The following is a 16,756-nucleotide window of genomic DNA, read 5'->3' on the forward strand; positions in this document are numbered from 1 at the left end:
GGGGATCAGACCCGCGAGCGACGCAGCAGCCAGACGAAGTAGGGCGCTCCGACCAGCGCGATCATGAGCCCCGCGGGCAGCTGGGCAGGTGAGATGAGCGTGCGGCCCAGCACGTCGGCGACCCCCACGAGCAGCGCCCCGAGCAGCATCGAGACCGGGATGACGCGCCCGTGCCTCGCGCCGACCAGGGCGCGGGCGAGGTGCGGTGCGATGAGCCCCACGAACCCCACGACGCCCACCGCGACCACGCTGACCGCCGCGAGCACCGCGGCGATCCCGAGCAGCGTGAAGCGCGAGCCCTCGAGCCGCACCCCGAGGATGCGCGGGGTGTCGTCGTCGATGGCCAGCAGGTCGAGCCTGCGCTGCATGCCGAGCAGCACCGGCACCGCGATCAGCAGCGCCACCGCCACGGGCGCCGAGTCGGGGAGGGATCTGCCGTAGGTGGTGCCGGAGAGCCACGTGAAGATGCGGGGCGTGTCCCAGGGGTCAGCCCGCAGCAGCAGGAAGGTGCTGACGGCGCTCAGACTGTAGCCGCAGCCGATGCCGATCAGCACGAAGCGGTCGGGCAGCAGGCCGCCGCGCCAGGCGAGCAGCGCGATCACCGCGAAGGTCGCGAGGCCCGTCAGGACCGCCATCGCGATGAGCAGCGGGCGCCCGCCCGCCGCTCCGGACGTCACCACCGCCACCGCGCCGAGGCCGGCGCCGGCGGTGATGCCCAGCACGCCGGGCTCGGCCAGCGGGTTACGCACGGTGCTCTGCACGACGCAGCCGGCGAGCGCGAGGGCCGCGCCCGCGAGCACCGCTGCCGTCACCCGCGGCGCCCGCTCGTCGAGCGCTCGGGCCACGAGATCCGGAGCGGCGCCCTGCGCCCAGAGCGCGAGATCGCCCGTGCGCAGCCACAGGCTGCCGGCGAGCAACCCGATCAGCACGACCGCCGCGAGCAGCGCGACCGCGAGGCCGGCGACCATCAGGAAGCGACGCCGCGACCCGGCCCCGGCGCGCGCCTGCCTCGGCTGGCGGATCGGGCCGGAGTCGCGCAGCCTCAGCGCGAGCACCACGATGAGGATGCCGCCGAGCAGCGCCGTGGGCACGCCGGTCGGCACCGAGGCCGCCCCCTCGGCCCCCAGCGCGGCGCGCAGCCCGGCGTCGGCGAGCAGCACGAGCAGGGCGCCCATGAGCCCGGCCACCGGCACGAGCAGCAGGTGCCGGTTGAGCGATCGCACCCGGCCCGCGAGCAGCCGGGCCAGCACGGGGGCGCCGAGCCCGACGAACGCGATCGGCCCGGCGAGGGTCACGGCGGTGCTGCTCAGCAGCACCGCGCACAGCACCGCCGCGATGCGGGTCGAGCGGATCGGCACGCCCAGCGACGCGGCCGTGTCATCGCCGAGGCTCATCACGTCGAGCCTGCGCGAGAGCAGCAGCGCCGCGACCAGCACGACACCGATGAGCGGGGCCGCGCGCGCCGGCGCGTCGATGTTCAGCTGCGCGAGCGATCCGGCTCCCCACGCGAACAGCCCCGTCGTGTTCTCGCGGAACAGGATCAGCAGCATCGCCGTTGCGGCGTCGAGCGCCATCGCGGTCGCCGAGCCCGCCAGGATGAGGCGCGTGGTCGCACCGCCCGCGGCCCGGCCCGCGAGGCCGAGCACCAGCGCGGCTGCGAGCAGGCCTCCCGTGAACGCCACCGCGCCGGAGGCCCAGAACGGCACGGAGATGCGGAACGCGGCCGCGCACGCGAGTGCGAAGTAGGCGCCGGCGGTCACGGCGAGGGTGTCGGGCGCGGCGAGCGCGTTGCGGGTGACCGACTGCAGCAGCGCACCCGCGACGCCGAGGGCGAACCCCACCGCCACCCCCGCGAGCAGGCGCGGCAGTCGGGAGCCCGCCAGCACCTCGGTCACGGGCACTCCGCCGACGCGCTCGCCGGAGCCGCCGAGGGCGCGCAGCAGATCCCAGGCGCCGACTCCGGACGTGCCCTGCGTGAGATGCCACGCCCCGGTGAGCACCACCGCGACGAGCAGCGCCAGCAGCACGACGGCCCCGCCGACCGCTCCGCCCGGGCCCGAGCCGCCTGGCTCGGGCCCGAGCAGAGCCGGCAGGGGCCGTCGCGCTCCGCTCACTTCGCGGTGAGGATGTCGACGTAGGCGTCGATCGCCTGCTGGTTCGAGAGCGGGCCGCCCGCACCCCAGACGCCGGCCGGGAACGCGTGGGCGCGGCCCTCGACCACGGCGGGCAGGGAGGCCCAGATGCTGCTCTTCTCGAGTTCGGCCACGTAGCTGTCCGGAGTGGCGTCGTCCGAGTAGAACAGGTTGGCGTCGCCGACGGCGGTGAGCCCCTCGATGTCGGTCTGGGCCAAGCCGTACGACGGGTCCACCCCGCCGCTGCCGTACGCCTCGTCGATCTCGTCGGTCCACGCGGGAGTCAGGCCGAGCTGCTGGCCGAGTTCGGTGAAGAGCGCGCCCTGACCGTACGGGCGCACGACGACGTTGCCACCCTCGACCCATCCGTCGAAGAAGAGGAACTCCTTCGTGGGCAGGTCGACGTCGGCCACCTGCTGCGTGGCCTCGGCGAGGTGCTCGTCGAACTCCTCGAGCACCTGCTCGGCCCGTTCGGTGCGGCCGGTGGCCTCACCGATCATCGAGAAGACCTGCTTCATGTTGCCGATCTGATCGGAGGCGTCGGCGCCCACGGTGGCGAGCACCGGCACGTCTCTCTTCTCCAGCTGGGCGATGATGTCGTCGTCGGCGCTGAACGCCTCCACGATGATGAGGTCGGGATCGGCGGCGTAGAGGGCGTCGAGGTCGGGCTCGCCGCGCGTGCCCACGTCGACGACCCCCTCGGGAAGCTGCTCGGCGCTCACGTAGGTGGAGTAGCCCTCGGCGTCGGAGACGGCGACGGGCGCGACGCACAGCGTCAGCGCGTCCTCGATCTGCTGCCACTCGAGCACCGCGATGCGCTCCGCCGGCTCGTCGAGCTCGACGGTGCGGCCGAGGGCGTCGGTGAGCGACACGGGCCCGCTCGCGGTCTCGGTGGGGTCGTCGATGCAGGCCTGCGACATCGCCTGCGGCACCTCTCCGGCGGGGGCGTCGACGGCGGTCGTGCCGCAGGCCGTCGCGGTGAGGGCGAGGGCGACGACGGTCGCGGCGACTGTCGGGAGTCGGTGAACTCGGGTCATGGGTGAGCCTCTTTCGTGTGGGTTCTCGGTGCGGTTCGGGCCGCGCGCTCGGCGCGGCTGAGGGGGTCGATGCGCGGGCGCCCCGTGCGGGGGTCGACGACGACCTCGACGGGGATCTCGTAGACCTCGCCGATGTTCTGCGCGGTGAGCACCTCGGCGGGATCGCCGGCGGCGTGGATCCGCCCGGCGTCGAGCAGGATCAGGCTGTCCGCCACCCGGGCGGCGTGGTCGAGATCGTGGAGCACGATGCCGAGGGCGACGCCATGCTCGTCGGCGAGATCCCGCACCAGGTCGAGGGTCTCGACCTGGTAGCGCAGATCGAGATGGTTGGTGGGCTCGTCGAGCAGCACCACTCCGGTCTGCTGGGCGAGGCACGAGGCCAGCCAGACGCGCTGCATCTCTCCGCCGGACAGCTCTCCCACGGACCGATCGGCCATGACGTGCGTGCCGGTGACTCCGAGAGCGTGGTCGATCGCGCTGCGATCCCGATCGGAGAGCCGCGAGAAGCCCCGCCGGTACGGGTGCCTGCCGAAGGCCACCACCTCTCGCACGGTGAGCCCCTGAGGGGCCGGGCGCGCCTGCGAGAAGAGCGTCACCTCGCGAGCGAAGCCGCGCGCGCTCAGCGTCGAGACCTCGCGCTCCGGCCCGCCGTCGCGGGCGCCGAGCGTCACCCGGCCGTCCGACACGCGGTGCAGTCTGGCGAGTGCGCGCAGCAGCGTCGATTTGCCGCTGCCGTTCGGGCCGACCAGGGCGGTCACGCGGCCCGGTTCGAGAGCGATCGACGCGCCCTGCACCACGGCGGTTCTGCCATGGCTCAGCACGAGCCGCTCGCCGTGCAGGGCCGGGGGCTCGGACCGTGCGGGGGAGAGGCCCGCGGACGGTGCCGGGTCTGCATCGGGAGTCGTGTGATTCATGGATTCCGGGTTCGCGGTGACGGGAACGCCCCGTTGCAGACGGTCGCGCCTCCCCTGCGGAGCGGGTGGGCAGCAGACCGCCGACGCGGGGATCAGAAGTAAGGGTTACCTTGCCTTGATCAGACTATAGAGGTGCACCCGTGGCTGCAATCCGGAACTCAGGACAGATGGAGCGGTTTTCCGGACACCCTGTGGGGGCTCGATGAGCGGAATGAGAACGACCCCGGAGTCGCCCCCACTACCCTCCGGAAAGCTTCGATGAACGTGCTGGGCTGCGCATAGCCGAGCTGTTCGGACACCGATGCCACATCGAAGCCCTCCGCCAGCAGCTTGAGCGCGAGATGCACCCGGAGCACACGACGCCACTGGGCGAAGGACAGGCCCGTCGCACGGCGGAAGGCCCGGGTGACGGTGCGCTCGCTGAGCCCCAGCTCCAGCGCCCAGTCGTCGAGCCCGCGCCCGTCGCCCGCGTCGGCCAGCAGCGCCTCGGCGATCGGGTCGATCCTCGGATCCCCGGGCAGCTGCAGCGCGAACTGCTGCTCGGCGGGCTCCAGCACGTCGAACACGACGGCCTCCGCCCGCGCCCGCACCCCGGCGCCGAGCCGTTCGTCGGCGAGGTGCGCGAGCAGCGCCTCGAGCAGCGGGGGCATCGCGATCGCCGTGGGGCCGTCGAAGGCCACCGGCGTGCGATCGGGCGCGAAGAAGGCGTCCGAGAGCTCGGCGCCGGCCGTCAACCGGCCGGCGTGCTCGACCCCGGCGGGCAGCCACAGCCCCCGCCCCTCGGGCACGGTCAGCAGGCGGTCGCCGATCCTGACCGTCATCGTGCCGCCGCGCACCCACACGAGCTCGTGCATCGGGTGCGCGTGGGGCTCCCACTCGAGCGGCGCCTCGGCCACCTGCGACTCGGCGACGATGACGAACGGCCCGACCGGATCGGCGGGCGCCGCGGGCGCCGGCCTCACCACGGTGCTCGGCTCGCGCCGCCACGCCCCGGGGCCGGGATCGTCGCGCAGGGGTACCGCCATGGAACCGAGTGTACGGCCGCGCGCCGGAGCCGAACTCAGCGCAGGTGCTCGACGTCGCCCGCCGAGACCGTGAGTACGCCGCCAGTCGGCACGTCGACCACCAGCGAGCCGTCGTCGGCCAGCGCGCGTGCCCGCCCGTCCACGATCTCCCCGCCCGGCAGGTGCACCCGCACCTCGGTGCCGAGGGTGAGCGACTGCCTGGCGACGCGGGAGCGGGCGGCGTCGGGATCCGCGGCCGCGAGGTCGACGAGGCGCAACAGCTCGGCGGCGTAGGCCGAGAGCACCCGATCGGCAAGATCCCGCCCCGCGTCGTGGGCGAGCGTCGGCTCCTCCCCCTCCGCCCCGGCTCCCACATCGGCGCCCGCCGCCAGCAGCGAGGTCGCCCGCTCCGTCGGCAGCTCCCACTCGGGGATCAGCAGATTGACGCCGGTGCCCACCACCACCGCCCCATCGCCGAGCAGCTCGCAGAGGATTCCGCAGAGCTTCTTGCCCGGGCGCCCCGCCATCGCGTCATGCTCGTCGCGCACGTGCACGTCGTTCGGCCACTTCACCCCGACGCGCATCCCCTCACCGAAGAGCGGCTGCAGCGCCGACGCCATCGCGGATCCCGTGAGAAGCGGCAGCCAGCCGATCCCGAGCCCGCTGCGCCCGAAGCCGCGCACCAGCAGCGAGGCGGCGATCGCGGTGTCGGGGGGCGTCACCCAGCCGCGATCGAGGCGGCCCCGGCCCGCGGTCTGGTTCGAGGTGACGAGCAGCGTTCCGTGCGGCAGGGCGCCGCCCGCGGGAGCGCTCGCGAGATCCCGCAGCTCGGCGTTCGTCGAGGGCGAGCTCTCGCGCCAGATCACCTCGGGCAGCAGTTCGCGAGTGCGCGTCAGTTCCATAACTCCCACGGTATCGCCCCGGCTCGCCCGCCCCGCACCGCGGTGCTCCGCCCGGGAACGGCGGGGCGCAGGGCAGCCCCTCCGCTCGTAGGGGATCGACTACGAATTTCCGACTCCGTTGGAGGTGTCCATACACCATCGACCAGGGGGCCGCGCTAGGCTGGCAGGCGTGACCGAAGAGAACGCCACCGCAGCCGCGACCGCTCCGCAGGGAGCGCAGTCGCTCGCGAGCACCGCGGGCCGCATCGCAGACCACCGCCGCAAGTACCAGGAGGCCGTGGGCGACCGCGACGCCGCCGCCGCCGCGAAGCAGCACCCCCGAGGCAAGATGACGGCGCGCGAGCGCATCTCGGCACTGCTCGACCCCGGCTCCTTCGTCGAGTTCGACAAGTACGTGAAGCACCGCACCCACGGCTTCGGCATGGAGAACACCCGCCCCTTCGGCGACTCCGTCGTCACCGGAGCCGGCACCATCCACGGCCGCCAGGTCGTCGTGTTCTCGCAGGACTTCACGACGTTCGGCGGATCCCTCGGCGAGGTCGCGGGCGAGAAGATCGTCAAGGCCATGGAGTTCGCTCTGAAGACGGGCGCCCCGCTGCTCGGCATCCTCGACTCGGGTGGCGCTCGCATCCAGGAGGGCGTCGTCGCGCTCAGCAAGTACGCCAAGATCTTCCGCCTCAACACGGCGTGCTCGGGCGTCATCCCCCAGATCTCGATCGTGATGGGCCCGTCGGCCGGCGGCGCCGTCTACTCCCCCGCGCTCACCGACTTCGTCATCATGGTCGACAAGACCAGCCACATGTTCGTCACCGGGCCCGACGTCATCAAGACCGTCACGGGCGAGGACGTCGGCTTCGAAGAGCTCGGCGGCGCGCTCACCCACAACAAGACGAGCGGCGTGAGCCACTACCTCGCGAGCGACGAGCTCGACGCGCTCGACTACGCGCGCACGCTCATCAGCTACCTGCCCGACAACAACCTCGCCGAGGCCCCCGTCTACGACAGCGACACCGCGCTCGAGATCACGAGCGCCGACCGCAAGCTCAACACCGTCATCCCGGACAGCCCGAACCAGCCGTACGACATGAAGGTGATCATCGAGGCGATCCTCGACGGCGGCGACTTCCTCGAGGTGCAGCCGCTGTTCGCCCCCAACATCCTCATCGGCTTCGGCCGTGTCGAGGGCCGCACCGTGGGCGTCGTCGCCAACCAGCCCAACCAGATGGCGGGCACGCTCAACATCGACGCCAGCGAGAAGGCCGCCCGCTTCGTGCGCTTCTGCGACGCGTTCTCGATCCCCATCCTCACCCTCGTCGACGTCCCCGGCTACCTGCCCGGCACCGACCAGGAATTCCAGGGCGTGATCCGCCGCGGCGCGAAGCTGCTCTACGCTTACGCCGAAGCCACCGTGCCGCTCGTCACCATCATCACGCGCAAGGCCTACGGCGGCGCGTACATCGTGATGGGGTCGAAGGAGATGGGCGCCGACTTCAACATCGCCTGGCCCACCGCCGAGATCGCCGTCATGGGCGGCGCCGGCGCCGTGAACATCCTCTACCGCAAGGAACTGGCGGCCGCGGCCGAGCGCGGCGACGACGTCGAGGCGCTGCGCGCCGAGCTCACCGCGAAGTACACGGCCGACGTGTCCTCGCCGTTCCTCGCGGCCGAGCGAGGCGAGCTCGACAACGTGCTCGAGCCCGCCGGCACCCGCCTCGCGGTGATCAAGGCCCTGCGCGGTCTGCGCGGCAAGCGCGACGAGCTGCCGGCGAAGAAGCACGGCAACATCCCGCTGTAGGGCCGCACGCGGCAGCGCACCGCGCCTCATCCAGGTATTCTCGAGGGATCGCGCTCAGCCGCGCCCTCGACCGAGAGGAACCCACCGTGAACGATCCCCTGCTGCCGCCCGACGCCGCGGCGCGCGACGCCGCCCGACGCCAGGCGCTCGGAGAGCTCGACGACGCGCTGCACGGCGACGACATCCGCTTCGCGACCCGCCGGGTGAGCGACGACGAGCGGGCCGCGGTGATCGCGGTGCTCACGCGGGTGCGCAGCGAGGAGACCCAGCGGCGCAAGCGCGTGGCGCGGCGGGACCGCGAGCCGTGGTCGCGCTCCCAGCGGGTGCCCGAGGGCATCGCCGAGCTGCTGATCGAGGGCTGACCGGAACAGGAGCGCGGCAGGCATGGGCAGGACGGTCGCCGACGCGGAGCGCGAGCTGCGCGAGCTGATGCTCCGCGGCTTCTCGTTCCCCTTCGACCCCCAGGGCGCGCTCTCCGACCGCCCGCTGCGCCGCTCGGCGGTGCTGATCCTGTTCGGCGCCCTCGACCGCACCCCCGCGTCGCACACCCGCGCGGAGGCGAGCGGCATGCCCGCCGAGCTCGACGTGCTGCTCATCAGACGCGCCACCGGCATGCGTCACCACGCCGGCGAGATCGCTTTTCCCGGCGGCGGCGCGGAGCCGGTCGACGGCGGCGATCCCGCCCGCACCGCCCTGCGCGAGGCCGTCGAGGAGACGGGTCTCGTGCCCGAAGGAGTCGAGGTGCTGGGCTCGCTGCAGCAGGTGCACATCCCCGTGAGCAACAACCTCGTGACGCCGGTGGTCGGATGGTGGCGGCTGCCGAGCGACGTCGCGGCCGATCGCACCGAATCGGTCGACGTGTTCCGCGCGCCCGTCGCGGAGCTGCTGGACCCAGCGGCGCGCGGCACCTCGATGCTGCGGCGGGGCGCCTCCACCTACCGGGGCCCCGCGTTCCGGCTGCACGACCGCCTCGGCGGCCACGTCGTGTGGGGCTTCACGGGGATCCTGCTCGCCGCGCTCTTCGAGGAGCTGGGCTGGGCCGTGCCGTGGGATGCCCGACAGGTGTTCGCCGTCGATCCCTGAACCCGCCCACCCGCCTCCCGCCTGCCCCGACCCATGGACCTCGCAGGCGAGCCGCAATACACTCCGAGTGTGGACAGCGCGCGGATCCGAGCTCGAAGATGGCTCGTCGGGGCGGCCCTCGGTGCGACATGGGGGCTGCTCTCGGGAGCCGCGGCGTGGGCGACCTCCCCGGTGCCCCTCGGCGACACGTATGTGACCGACACCGCCGACGTGCTCGACGCTTCGGACGAGCAGCGCGCGAACGCCCGCCTCGCCGAAGCCTTCGATCAGACCGGCAGCGACCTCTACGTGGTCTTCGTCGACGAGTTCACCGACCCCGCAGACCGCATCGCGTGGGCGAACCAGACCGCCGACCTGAACGGGCTCGGCGAGTCGCAGTACCTGCTCGCGGTGTCGACCGAGGGCCGCCAGTACTTCATCTCGGCTCTCGACGGCGGGCCGCTCAGCGACGCGCAGGTCGGCCGGATCGAGGAGGAGATCCTGCCCGAGCTGCGCAACAGCGACTGGCTCGGCGCGGTCGAGGCCGCGGCCGACCGGCTGGAGTCGGAGCACGGCGCCGGCGGCCGGACGGCGGCGATCGTGGTCGGCTCGGTCGTGGGCATGGCAGGGATCGCGGGCGCCTCATTCGGCGTCGTGAAGATGCGCCGCGGCAAGCGCGCCAGACAGGAGGCGCAGCAGCAGCTCGCGCACCTCGAACAGACCTCGGGCCTCGCGCTCGTGGCCGCCGACGACGCGGTGAAGACGAGCGAGCAGGAGCTCGAGTTCGCGCGGGCGCAGTTCGGCGACGCGGCCGTCGCGGAGTTCGCGACGGCCCTCGACGGCGCCAGGGCGCAGCTCATGGAGGCGTTCTCGCTGCGGCAGCAGCTCGACGACGAAGTATCCGACACCGACGCCCAGCGGCGCGAGTGGCTGGGCCGCATCATCGAACTGTGCGGGGCGGCCGACGCCGCACTCGACGCGCAGGCCGGGGCCTTCGCCGAGCTGCGCGACATCGAGCGCGACGCCCCCGCCGCCCTCGAGGCGGCGAGGGAACGACTCGCGACCGCCGACGACGGATCCATCGCAGCCGAGCTGGTGCGGCTGGGCTCGACCTACGCCGCCGACGAGATGCTCGCGGTCGCCGGGCACGACGAGCAGGCCTCGGGTCTGCTCGCCTTCGCGCGAGAGCGCACCGCGGCGGCCGAGCGAGCGATCGGCGCGGGTCGCTCGGGCGAGGCGGCGGTCGCCATCCGCGAGGCCGAGACGGCAGCGGCGCAGGCCGATCAGCTGCGGCAGGCGGTCGCCTCGCACGGCGAGGCCATCGCCGCGGTCGAACAGCGCTGCGCCGAGCTGATCGCCGACCTCGAGGGCGACGTGGCAGCGGCCCGCGGCATGACCGACACGAGCGGCGGCATCACCGCCGCCGCCCTCGCCACCGAGCAGCAGCTCGCGAGCGCGCGGGCCGACCTCGACGGCGCGGCGCGCCGTCCGAGCCGCGCCCTGCAGACGCTCGAGGCGGCGAACGCGCACATCGACGGCGTGCTGCAGGCGGCTCGCGACGAGCAGCGCGCGCGGCAGTTGCTCGGAGCCCGGCTCACGCAGGCCGACGACGACGTGCGCCAGGCCGAGCACTACATCGCCTCGCGCCGCGGAGCCGTCGGGGCCGTCGCGCGCACGCGCGTCTCCGAGGCACGCGCAGCGCTCGCGCAGGCCCGGTCGGTGCAGGGCGCCGACGCGCGCGCAGCGCTGAACGAGGCCCAGCGCGCGATCCGGCTCGCGGCCGAGGCGCTCACCTCGGCGCAGCTCGACGTGAGCGGCTACGACGGCTACGACGGCCTCGGCGGTCGGGGAACCGTCTCGTCGGGCGACCTCGGCTCCGATCTCGCCGCAGTGCTCGGCGGCATCCTGGGCAGCGGCCGGGGCGGCTACGGCGGCTCGGGCGGCTCCTGGGGCGGCGGCGCCTGGGGCGGCGGCTCCCGCAGCGGATCCCGCAGCAGCGGATCGAGGCGCAGCAGCTCCGGCGGATCCCGGCGCAGCAGTTCCCGCAGCGGCGGCGGTTCGCGCCGCAGCAGCGGAGGCGGCCGCTTCTGACACCGGTCTCGCCCACCCGATCCGATCTCTGCGAACTCCGAGCACCGATCCCTAGACTCACCCCAAGGCCCCCCGGCGAAAGGAACCCAGCATGACCAAACAATCCATCTTCGGGCGCATCACCACCCTCGTGCGCGCGAACATCAACTCGATCCTCGACTCCGCCGAGGATCCGCAGAAGATGATCGACCAGCTCATCCGCGACTACACCAACAACATCGCCGACGCCGAGTCGGCGATCGCCGAGACCATCGGCAACCTGCGGCTGCTCGAGCAGGACTACCGCGAGGACGTCAAGACCGCCGAGGAGTGGGGCCGCAAGGCGATCGCGGCGAGCGGCAAGGCCGACGAGCTGCGCACCGCGGGCAACACCGTCGACGCCGACAAGTTCGACAACCTCGCCAAGGTGGCGCTGCAGCGCCAGATCTCGGCCGAGAACGAGGCGAAGACCGCCGAGCCCACCATCGCCGCCCAGCAGGAGGTCACGGCGAAGCTCAAGGACGGCCTCAACGGCATGAAGGAGAAGCTCAAGCAGCTCCACTCGAAGCGCGCCGAGCTGGTCGCCCGCGCCAAGACCGCCGAGGCCCAGAACCGCGTCGCCGACGCCGTCAAGTCGATCGACGTGCTCGACCCCACCAGCGACCTCGGCCGCTTCGAGGAGAAGATCCGCCGCCAGGAGGCCCTCGCCCGCGGCAAGCAGGAGATCGCCGCCTCGACCCTCGACGCCCAGTTCAACGAGCTCGAGAACTTCGAGGCCGTCACCGAGGTGGAGGCGCGCCTCGCCGCGCTCAAGAGCGGACGCACCGCGCAGGCGATCGAGCAGTAGCCGGCCGGGGCGGGAGGGCGGGCGCGCGGCGCCTCCCTCCCGCCGCCGTTCCGGAGGGCGGTGCGACGGGACCGGGGGGCTGCCCGACCGGTGCCCGGGGCCCGGTCGGGATCGCGGCTCGATCCCGACGTTGCGGTGTGGAGCAGAGAAGCATCGGGGGCGACCCCGTTCGAGGATCGGAGAGAACGTGGCTTTCTGGGGGCGCAGGACGCGCGAAGAGCAGGGCCAGCAGGACACGGCGGACACCGAGCTCTCGCGCCGCGCGCGCACCGCGCTCGTCGCGGCCGACGAGCGCATCCGCGCCACCGGCGACGAGCTCGCCTTCGCCGCCGCCGAACTGGGCGACGCGGCCACCGCCGACCTGCGCGCCGGCCTCGAAGCCGTGCGCACGCACCTGACCGAGGCCTTCCAGCTGCACCAGCTCAACCACGACGAGGTGCCCGACACCCCCGAGGAGCTGCGCACCCGCAACGCCCGTATCGTGCAGCTGTGCGACTGGGCCGAGGGGGTGCTCGACGAGCGCACCTCGGCGCTGCAGGAGCGCATCGCCCGCGTGCGGCGGGCGCCCGAGATCCTGCAGCGGGTGCGCGCCGACGTCGCTCGGCTGCGCGAGCGGCTGCCCGAGACCGCCGCGACCGTCGAACGGCTCGCCGAGCGCTACAGCACCGCAGCGCTGCAGCGGCTGCGCATGACCACCGGCGAGGTCGAGCAGCTGCTCGACTTCGCGCAGCACTCGGCCGGCGTCTCGGAGCGGCGGCGCGCCGCGGGCAAGCCCGAGGACGCCAACCTGGCGCTCGAGGCGGCCACCGAGACCGTGCGCCGCGCCGAGTCGATCATCGACGAGGTCGACGGATTCGAGATCGAGGCGCTGCGCGCGCAGACCACGCTCTCCGACGTCATCGCCGACTCGCGCGGCGACCTCGCGGAGGCCCGCCGCGGGTCGCGCACCGGGGCCGTCGACGACGCCGTCAACCGTCTCGAGGCGGCACTCGCGAGCGTGGCCGCGGGAACGCGCCGCGACCCCTTCGCCGACCTGGCCCTGGTCTCAGAGGCGAACGCCGCGCTCGACGCCGCCCGTGAGCGCGCCGCCCGACCGATCCCGTCGCGCCAGCACGTGCAGCACGACGTCGACACCGCCGACCGCTCGATCGGCGTCGCCGCCGGCCTGATCAACGGGCACCGCGGCTGGATCGGCGCCGACGCCCGCACTCGGCTCGCGGAAGCCCAGCGGCTGCGCGCCGAGATCGGCGGCGTGCCCGACTCCGAGGAGACCCGCGAGCACGTGCAGCAGCTCGCCCGCCGCACCGCCCACCTCGCGAACGAGGCCGTGCAGCTCGCGCAGCGCGACATCGACTCCTCCCGCCCCGACAACGACGACTGGGGCTGGGGCAACCGCGGCAGGAACCAGGGCGGGGGCGGCGGAGCCGCCGGGATCCTCGGACCCGTCATCGGCGGGGTCATCCTGGGCGGCCTGCTCGACGACATCTTCGATTGAGCCCGCCCCCGGGCAGATGCCCGGCCGCGCCCCACCGCGATGCGCCGTCGGCCGCGAGCGCTCGCGCCCCGCGCCCGGCTCGTTCAGGCGTGGCGGGCGCCGTCGTCCGGGAACACCGTGCCGGTGTCTCCCAGCTGCAGCGCGAGCGCCGTGGCCTGGGCCGCGTCCTCGAGATTGAGGGCGCGGCGATAGGCCATCTCGACCGTGCCCGCCACGACCGAGCAGCCGTGATGGCGCATCACGACGCAGTCGTGATGGCGCAGCTGCTCGGCGGCCGTGTCGGCGAGCTCGTCGGTGCCGTTGTGGAAGAACGGGGTGACCCCGATGGAGCCGAGGTAGTAGGCGTGGTCGAGGGTGAGGCGCCGGATCTCACGGCCCAGGCTCGCGAGCACGATCGCCGTGCGCGGATGCAGGTGCAGCACGCACTCGACGTCGGGGCGAGCGCGGTAGGCGCGATGGTGCAGCTTCCACTCGCTCGAGGGCGTCACGCCGTTCACGGCGGCGCCCGTCTCGAGGTCGTCGAGGCCGAGCTCGACGAAGTCGTCCGGGGTGAGACGGTCGAACCACGCGCCGCTCGCCGACACCACGAAGCGGTCGTCGGCGACGCGGGCCGAGAGGTTCCCGGCGCTCGCCAGCACGAGGCCGCGCCGCGAGGCATCGCGCCCCACCTCGATCAGCTCCTGCACCAGCCGGTCCCGATCACGTTTCGCACTCATGCCACCAACCGTACCCCTCCCGCGCACCCGCTCCGGCCGCAAGCGCCCGCGCCGTGTGCGGCGCCGCGCCCCGGCATAACGCTGGCGCGTTCTGCTCAGGCCGCCACCCCGCGCTGCGCTCCGTGGGCCGCGCCGTGTGCGGCGCCGCGCCCCGGCATAACGCTGGCGCGTTCTGCTCAGGCCGCGCCCGTCAGCTCGCGATGCGTCGAGATCGCCTGCTGATCGGTCAACGACGCCACGTAGTCGAGAATCGCCCGCGTGCGCCCCTGACGCCGCAGCCCCGGATCGCTCGTGTCGCCCGACAGCAGCTCGGGCCGGTCGCCGCGCAACTCGAAGTACGCGGCGACCGCCTCGTCCGCCCACTCCAGCAGACGCCGCGGCGCCCGCCCCGCGTCGACCCGGTCGGAGAGCCACGCGTCGAAGCCCAGCACGAGATCCTCGACCACGCGGGCCTGCCCGCGCTGCGGCTGACCCAGCTCGGGCCGTTCGAGCACGAAGTGCGCGTGCACGAACTTGAGCACCATCACCTCGTGCCACGCCTGCTGATCGAGCCGCACGTAGCCGCTGCGCACATGCGGCCGCTCCTCGACCACGATCGAGGTGCGCAGGTGCTCGATCCAGCGCCGGGTGAAGTCGGAGACCGCGCGCTCGCTGTCGATGCCGCCGTCGTAGGGCACCCCGAGCAGCGCGTCGCCCACCTCGGCGCTCACGCGGTGCACCGCGGCGGTGAACGCCTCGCGGTCCGCGATCCATGCGTCCTTCAGGGCGAGACGCCGCCACAGCTGCTCGAGCGCGTGGCCGGGCACGCGCAGCGCCCCCGACCCGGCGAGCTCCTGCGGCGCCATGCGCGCGAAGCGGCCCACGTCGGCGAGCCAGGCCCGGAACTCCCCCGCGACCGCGGCCTGCTGCAGCACCCCCGCGCGGGTGAAGTCGTCGAGGTCGTGCACAGCGTAGGCGATGTCGTCGGCGAGGTCCATGACGGCGCACTCCACGGTCTGCATCCCCTCGGAGACCCGCGGGAACGCGGCGAGCGCGCCCTCCATCTCGACCGCGTCGAGCGCGTAGGCCGAGAACTTCTCGGCGCCGTGCACCGCATCGGCCCCCACCCCGCGCGGTCGCTCGGTGACGGGGCGCTGCGCTGCGGTGACACCGATCCACGACGCCCGCGTCCACGGGTACTTGAGGGTGGCCGCACGGGTGGCGGCGGTGAGGTTGAGTCCCGGGAAGTCGCGCCCGAGCGTGTCGAGCTGGGCGAGGATGCGGAAGCTCTGCGCATTGCCCTCGAAGCCCTCGAGCAGGCCGAGCCGCTCGCGCGCCACACGATCCAGCACCCGCTCCCCCAGGTGCCCGAAGGGCGGGTGTCCGAGGTCGTGCGCGTGCGCCGCGGCCTGCGCGACCACCGTGTCGCAGCCGCCGAGCCGAGCCACGATCGCACCCGTCGCGTCGTCTTCGCCGCGCACCCCGCTCAGGTGTGCGCGGTGCCGGGCCTCGTGCCCGGCGAGCTGCGCCGCGATGACCCGCGCGACCGCGCTCACCTTGAGCGAGTGCGTGAGCCGGTTGTGCATGACGGGTCCCACGCCGGATCGCGGCACGACCTGGGTCACGTCGGAGAGGCGGGCGAAGTAGGAGGAGAAGCGGATGCGCTCGAGATCGATGCGGTACTCCTGGGCGCCCGCCAGCTCGGGGCTCGCGGCGTCGGTGGCGGCGACGGCATCGCCGCCCTGCACCCCGTGCACGTCGCTCTCGCTGTCGGGCCTCGCGGGGGCCGCGGATCCCGCCGCTGCGACGGCCTCGAGCGTTCCGGCGGCGGGGCCCGTCCCCGGCGCCCAGGCACCCGCCCCGGCCGGGCCCCCCGCGTGCTCGCGGGAGCCGTCGTCGATGCCCGCCGAGCGGTGCTGCGACGAGACGTGCTCGACGTGCCGGCGCGCCTCGCGGTTGCTCTCCTCAGTCATGCACCCCATTCAAGCATCCGCCGTGCGCCGCGCCGCCATCGAGGGGCGCCCGTCGCACGAGCGCACGAGCGCACGCCGATCGTACGACGGGACGCCGACGCACGACGGGATGCCGGTCGCTGCGCGGAACGGGCGCCCGCTCTCGACCGAGATCTCCCCCGGTCGCGCCGAGCAGCGGTACCCTGATGCCATGACCGCCGCAGCGCGCACCGACTCCGCAGCCGAAGACCGGCCCGGCAACCGCACCCGGGCGGGCAATGTGCCCGCCCTCGAACGGGCGACCGGCCGCCCCTGGCACGAGTGGTTGCGCATCTTCGAGGCGGCGGGCGCGAGCGGCCTCGGGCACGCCGGGATCGCCGACGTCGCCCGGGCCGCGATGCCCGCCGAGCTGCAGAACCCCGACTGGTGGGCGCAGGGCGCCGCCATCGCCTACGAGCAGCACGCCGGACTGCGCGTGCCCGGGCAGTCGTCGTCGGGCGGCTTCCGGGTGGGGGCCAGCCGCACGCTCCCCCTCGACCGGGACGCCGCGATCGAGGCCTGGGACGCCGCGCACGGCGACCGCGCCGAGCACCTGGGGCACGCCGCTGGCGAGCCGCGGCGATCCCGCACCGACAAGCGCAGCTTCCTGCGCTTCGATCTCGACGGGGCGGGCCGCGTCGAGGTGGCCGCGACGCCGAAGGGCGAGAAGACCTCACTGGCCGTGTCGCACGACGGCCTCGCCGACGGCGAGCGCATCGAGGAGTGGCGGGCGCACTGGAAGTCGCTGCTCGCCGAGCTGTAGGCGCCGAACGGTCGGCGCCGAGCCGCAGGCTCGAGGTCGCGATCCCGAC

At 73.7% G+C, this 16,756-nt stretch carries 14 protein-coding genes; 7 read left to right on the forward strand and 7 right to left on the reverse strand.

Annotation, left to right across the window (positions count from 1 at the left end; translation table 11 throughout):
- Positions 1-5 precede the first annotated feature (5 nt).
- The 5 genes from H490_RS22480 to H490_RS22500 all read right to left on the reverse strand — a co-directional run bounded on the left by H490_RS22480 (position 6) and on the right by H490_RS22500 (position 5,989).
- Positions 6-2,114, reverse strand: a complete 2,109-nt coding sequence (locus tag H490_RS22480) for an iron ABC transporter permease (protein ID WP_017883705.1) — start codon at positions 2,112-2,114, stop codon at positions 6-8.
- The gene (locus H490_RS32670) at positions 2,111-3,169 is read right to left on the reverse strand and encodes an iron-siderophore ABC transporter substrate-binding protein (protein WP_017883706.1); all 1,059 of its coding nucleotides are present in this window, start codon (positions 3,167-3,169) and stop codon (positions 2,111-2,113) included. The genes H490_RS22480 and H490_RS32670 overlap by 4 nt, the downstream gene beginning before the upstream one ends.
- The gene (locus H490_RS22490) at positions 3,166-4,083 is read right to left on the reverse strand and encodes an ABC transporter ATP-binding protein (protein WP_017883707.1); all 918 of its coding nucleotides are present in this window, start codon (positions 4,081-4,083) and stop codon (positions 3,166-3,168) included. Before H490_RS22490 ends, H490_RS32670 begins: the two co-directional genes overlap by 4 nt.
- A 158-nt stretch (positions 4,084-4,241) precedes the next feature.
- Positions 4,242-5,108 (reverse strand): helix-turn-helix transcriptional regulator, encoded by an 867-nt coding sequence (locus H490_RS22495; protein WP_017883708.1) that lies wholly within the window; start codon positions 5,106-5,108, stop codon positions 4,242-4,244.
- A gap of 35 nt (positions 5,109-5,143) precedes the next feature.
- Positions 5,144-5,989 carry a biotin--[acetyl-CoA-carboxylase] ligase gene (locus tag H490_RS22500; RefSeq protein WP_017883709.1) on the reverse strand — a complete coding sequence of 282 codons (846 nt, stop codon included), beginning with the start codon at positions 5,987-5,989 and terminating at the stop codon, positions 5,144-5,146.
- Positions 5,990-6,158: 169 nt separating this feature from the next.
- On the opposite strand from H490_RS22500, the gene H490_RS22505 reads away from it, so the two are divergent.
- The 6 genes from H490_RS22505 (at position 6,159) to H490_RS22530 (ending at position 13,258) form a co-directional block, all read left to right on the forward strand.
- Positions 6,159-7,784: an acyl-CoA carboxylase subunit beta gene (locus H490_RS22505; RefSeq protein ID WP_017883710.1), complete on the forward strand. Its 1,626-nt coding sequence runs from the start codon at positions 6,159-6,161 to the stop codon at positions 7,782-7,784.
- A gap of 86 nt (positions 7,785-7,870) precedes the next feature.
- The gene (locus H490_RS22510; RefSeq protein WP_017883711.1) at positions 7,871-8,146 is read left to right on the forward strand and encodes a hypothetical protein; all 276 of its coding nucleotides are present in this window, start codon (positions 7,871-7,873) and stop codon (positions 8,144-8,146) included.
- Positions 8,147-8,168: 22 nt separating this feature from the next.
- Positions 8,169-8,867: an NUDIX hydrolase gene (locus tag H490_RS22515; protein ID WP_017883712.1), complete on the forward strand. Its 699-nt coding sequence runs from the start codon at positions 8,169-8,171 to the stop codon at positions 8,865-8,867.
- Between the two features lie 69 nt (positions 8,868-8,936).
- Positions 8,937-10,937, forward strand: a complete 2,001-nt coding sequence (locus H490_RS22520) for a TPM domain-containing protein (protein WP_193743395.1) — start codon at positions 8,937-8,939, stop codon at positions 10,935-10,937.
- Between the two features lie 91 nt (positions 10,938-11,028).
- Positions 11,029-11,763 carry a PspA/IM30 family protein gene (locus H490_RS22525; RefSeq protein ID WP_017883714.1) on the forward strand — a complete coding sequence of 245 codons (735 nt, stop codon included), beginning with the start codon at positions 11,029-11,031 and terminating at the stop codon, positions 11,761-11,763.
- Between the two features lie 187 nt (positions 11,764-11,950).
- Positions 11,951-13,258, forward strand: coding sequence for a hypothetical protein (locus H490_RS22530; protein WP_017883715.1), 1,308 nt, complete (start codon positions 11,951-11,953; stop codon positions 13,256-13,258).
- 83 nt (positions 13,259-13,341) lie between these two features.
- Here the strand turns inward: H490_RS22530 and H490_RS22535 are convergent, their stop codons facing one another.
- Together H490_RS22535 and H490_RS22540 are read right to left on the reverse strand one after the other, a co-directional pair.
- Positions 13,342-13,974: a class II aldolase/adducin family protein gene (locus H490_RS22535; protein WP_031289914.1), complete on the reverse strand. Its 633-nt coding sequence runs from the start codon at positions 13,972-13,974 to the stop codon at positions 13,342-13,344.
- A 176-nt stretch (positions 13,975-14,150) separates the two neighbouring features.
- A complete protein-coding gene (locus H490_RS22540) occupies positions 14,151-15,926 on the reverse strand; it encodes a deoxyguanosinetriphosphate triphosphohydrolase family protein (protein WP_017883717.1) in 1,776 nt (591 codons plus the stop codon).
- 190 nt (positions 15,927-16,116) lie between these two features.
- Between H490_RS22540 and H490_RS0115815 the strand changes: the two genes are divergently transcribed.
- Positions 16,117-16,707 carry a hypothetical protein gene (locus H490_RS0115815; RefSeq protein WP_051066169.1) on the forward strand — a complete coding sequence of 197 codons (591 nt, stop codon included), beginning with the start codon at positions 16,117-16,119 and terminating at the stop codon, positions 16,705-16,707.
- Positions 16,708-16,756 lie beyond the last annotated feature (49 nt).

This window comes from Leucobacter sp. UCD-THU (assembly GCF_000349545.1).
GTDB lineage: Bacteria > Actinomycetota > Actinomycetes > Actinomycetales > Microbacteriaceae > Leucobacter > Leucobacter muris.

What these genes read in the sequence shown, in the direction of transcription:
- H490_RS32670 (WP_017883706.1), bottom strand. Translation starts at nt 3,169, where the DNA reads ATGACCCGAGTTCACCGACTCCCGACAGTCGCCGCGACCGTCGTCGCC.
- H490_RS22490 (WP_017883707.1), bottom strand. Translation starts at nt 4,083, where the DNA reads ATGAATCACACGACTCCCGATGCAGACCCGGCACCGTCCGCGGGCCTC.
- H490_RS22495 (WP_017883708.1), bottom strand. Translation starts at nt 5,108, where the DNA reads ATGGCGGTACCCCTGCGCGACGATCCCGGCCCCGGGGCGTGGCGGCGC.
- H490_RS22500 (WP_017883709.1), bottom strand. Translation starts at nt 5,989, where the DNA reads ATGGAACTGACGCGCACTCGCGAACTGCTGCCCGAGGTGATCTGGCGC.
- H490_RS22515 (WP_017883712.1), top strand. Translation starts at nt 8,169, where the DNA reads ATGGGCAGGACGGTCGCCGACGCGGAGCGCGAGCTGCGCGAGCTGATG.
- H490_RS22525 (WP_017883714.1), top strand. Translation starts at nt 11,029, where the DNA reads ATGACCAAACAATCCATCTTCGGGCGCATCACCACCCTCGTGCGCGCG.
- H490_RS22535 (WP_031289914.1), bottom strand. Translation starts at nt 13,974, where the DNA reads ATGAGTGCGAAACGTGATCGGGACCGGCTGGTGCAGGAGCTGATCGAG.
- H490_RS22540 (WP_017883717.1), bottom strand. Translation starts at nt 15,926, where the DNA reads ATGACTGAGGAGAGCAACCGCGAGGCGCGCCGGCACGTCGAGCACGTC.
- H490_RS0115815 (WP_051066169.1), top strand. Translation starts at nt 16,117, where the DNA reads ATGACCGCCGCAGCGCGCACCGACTCCGCAGCCGAAGACCGGCCCGGC.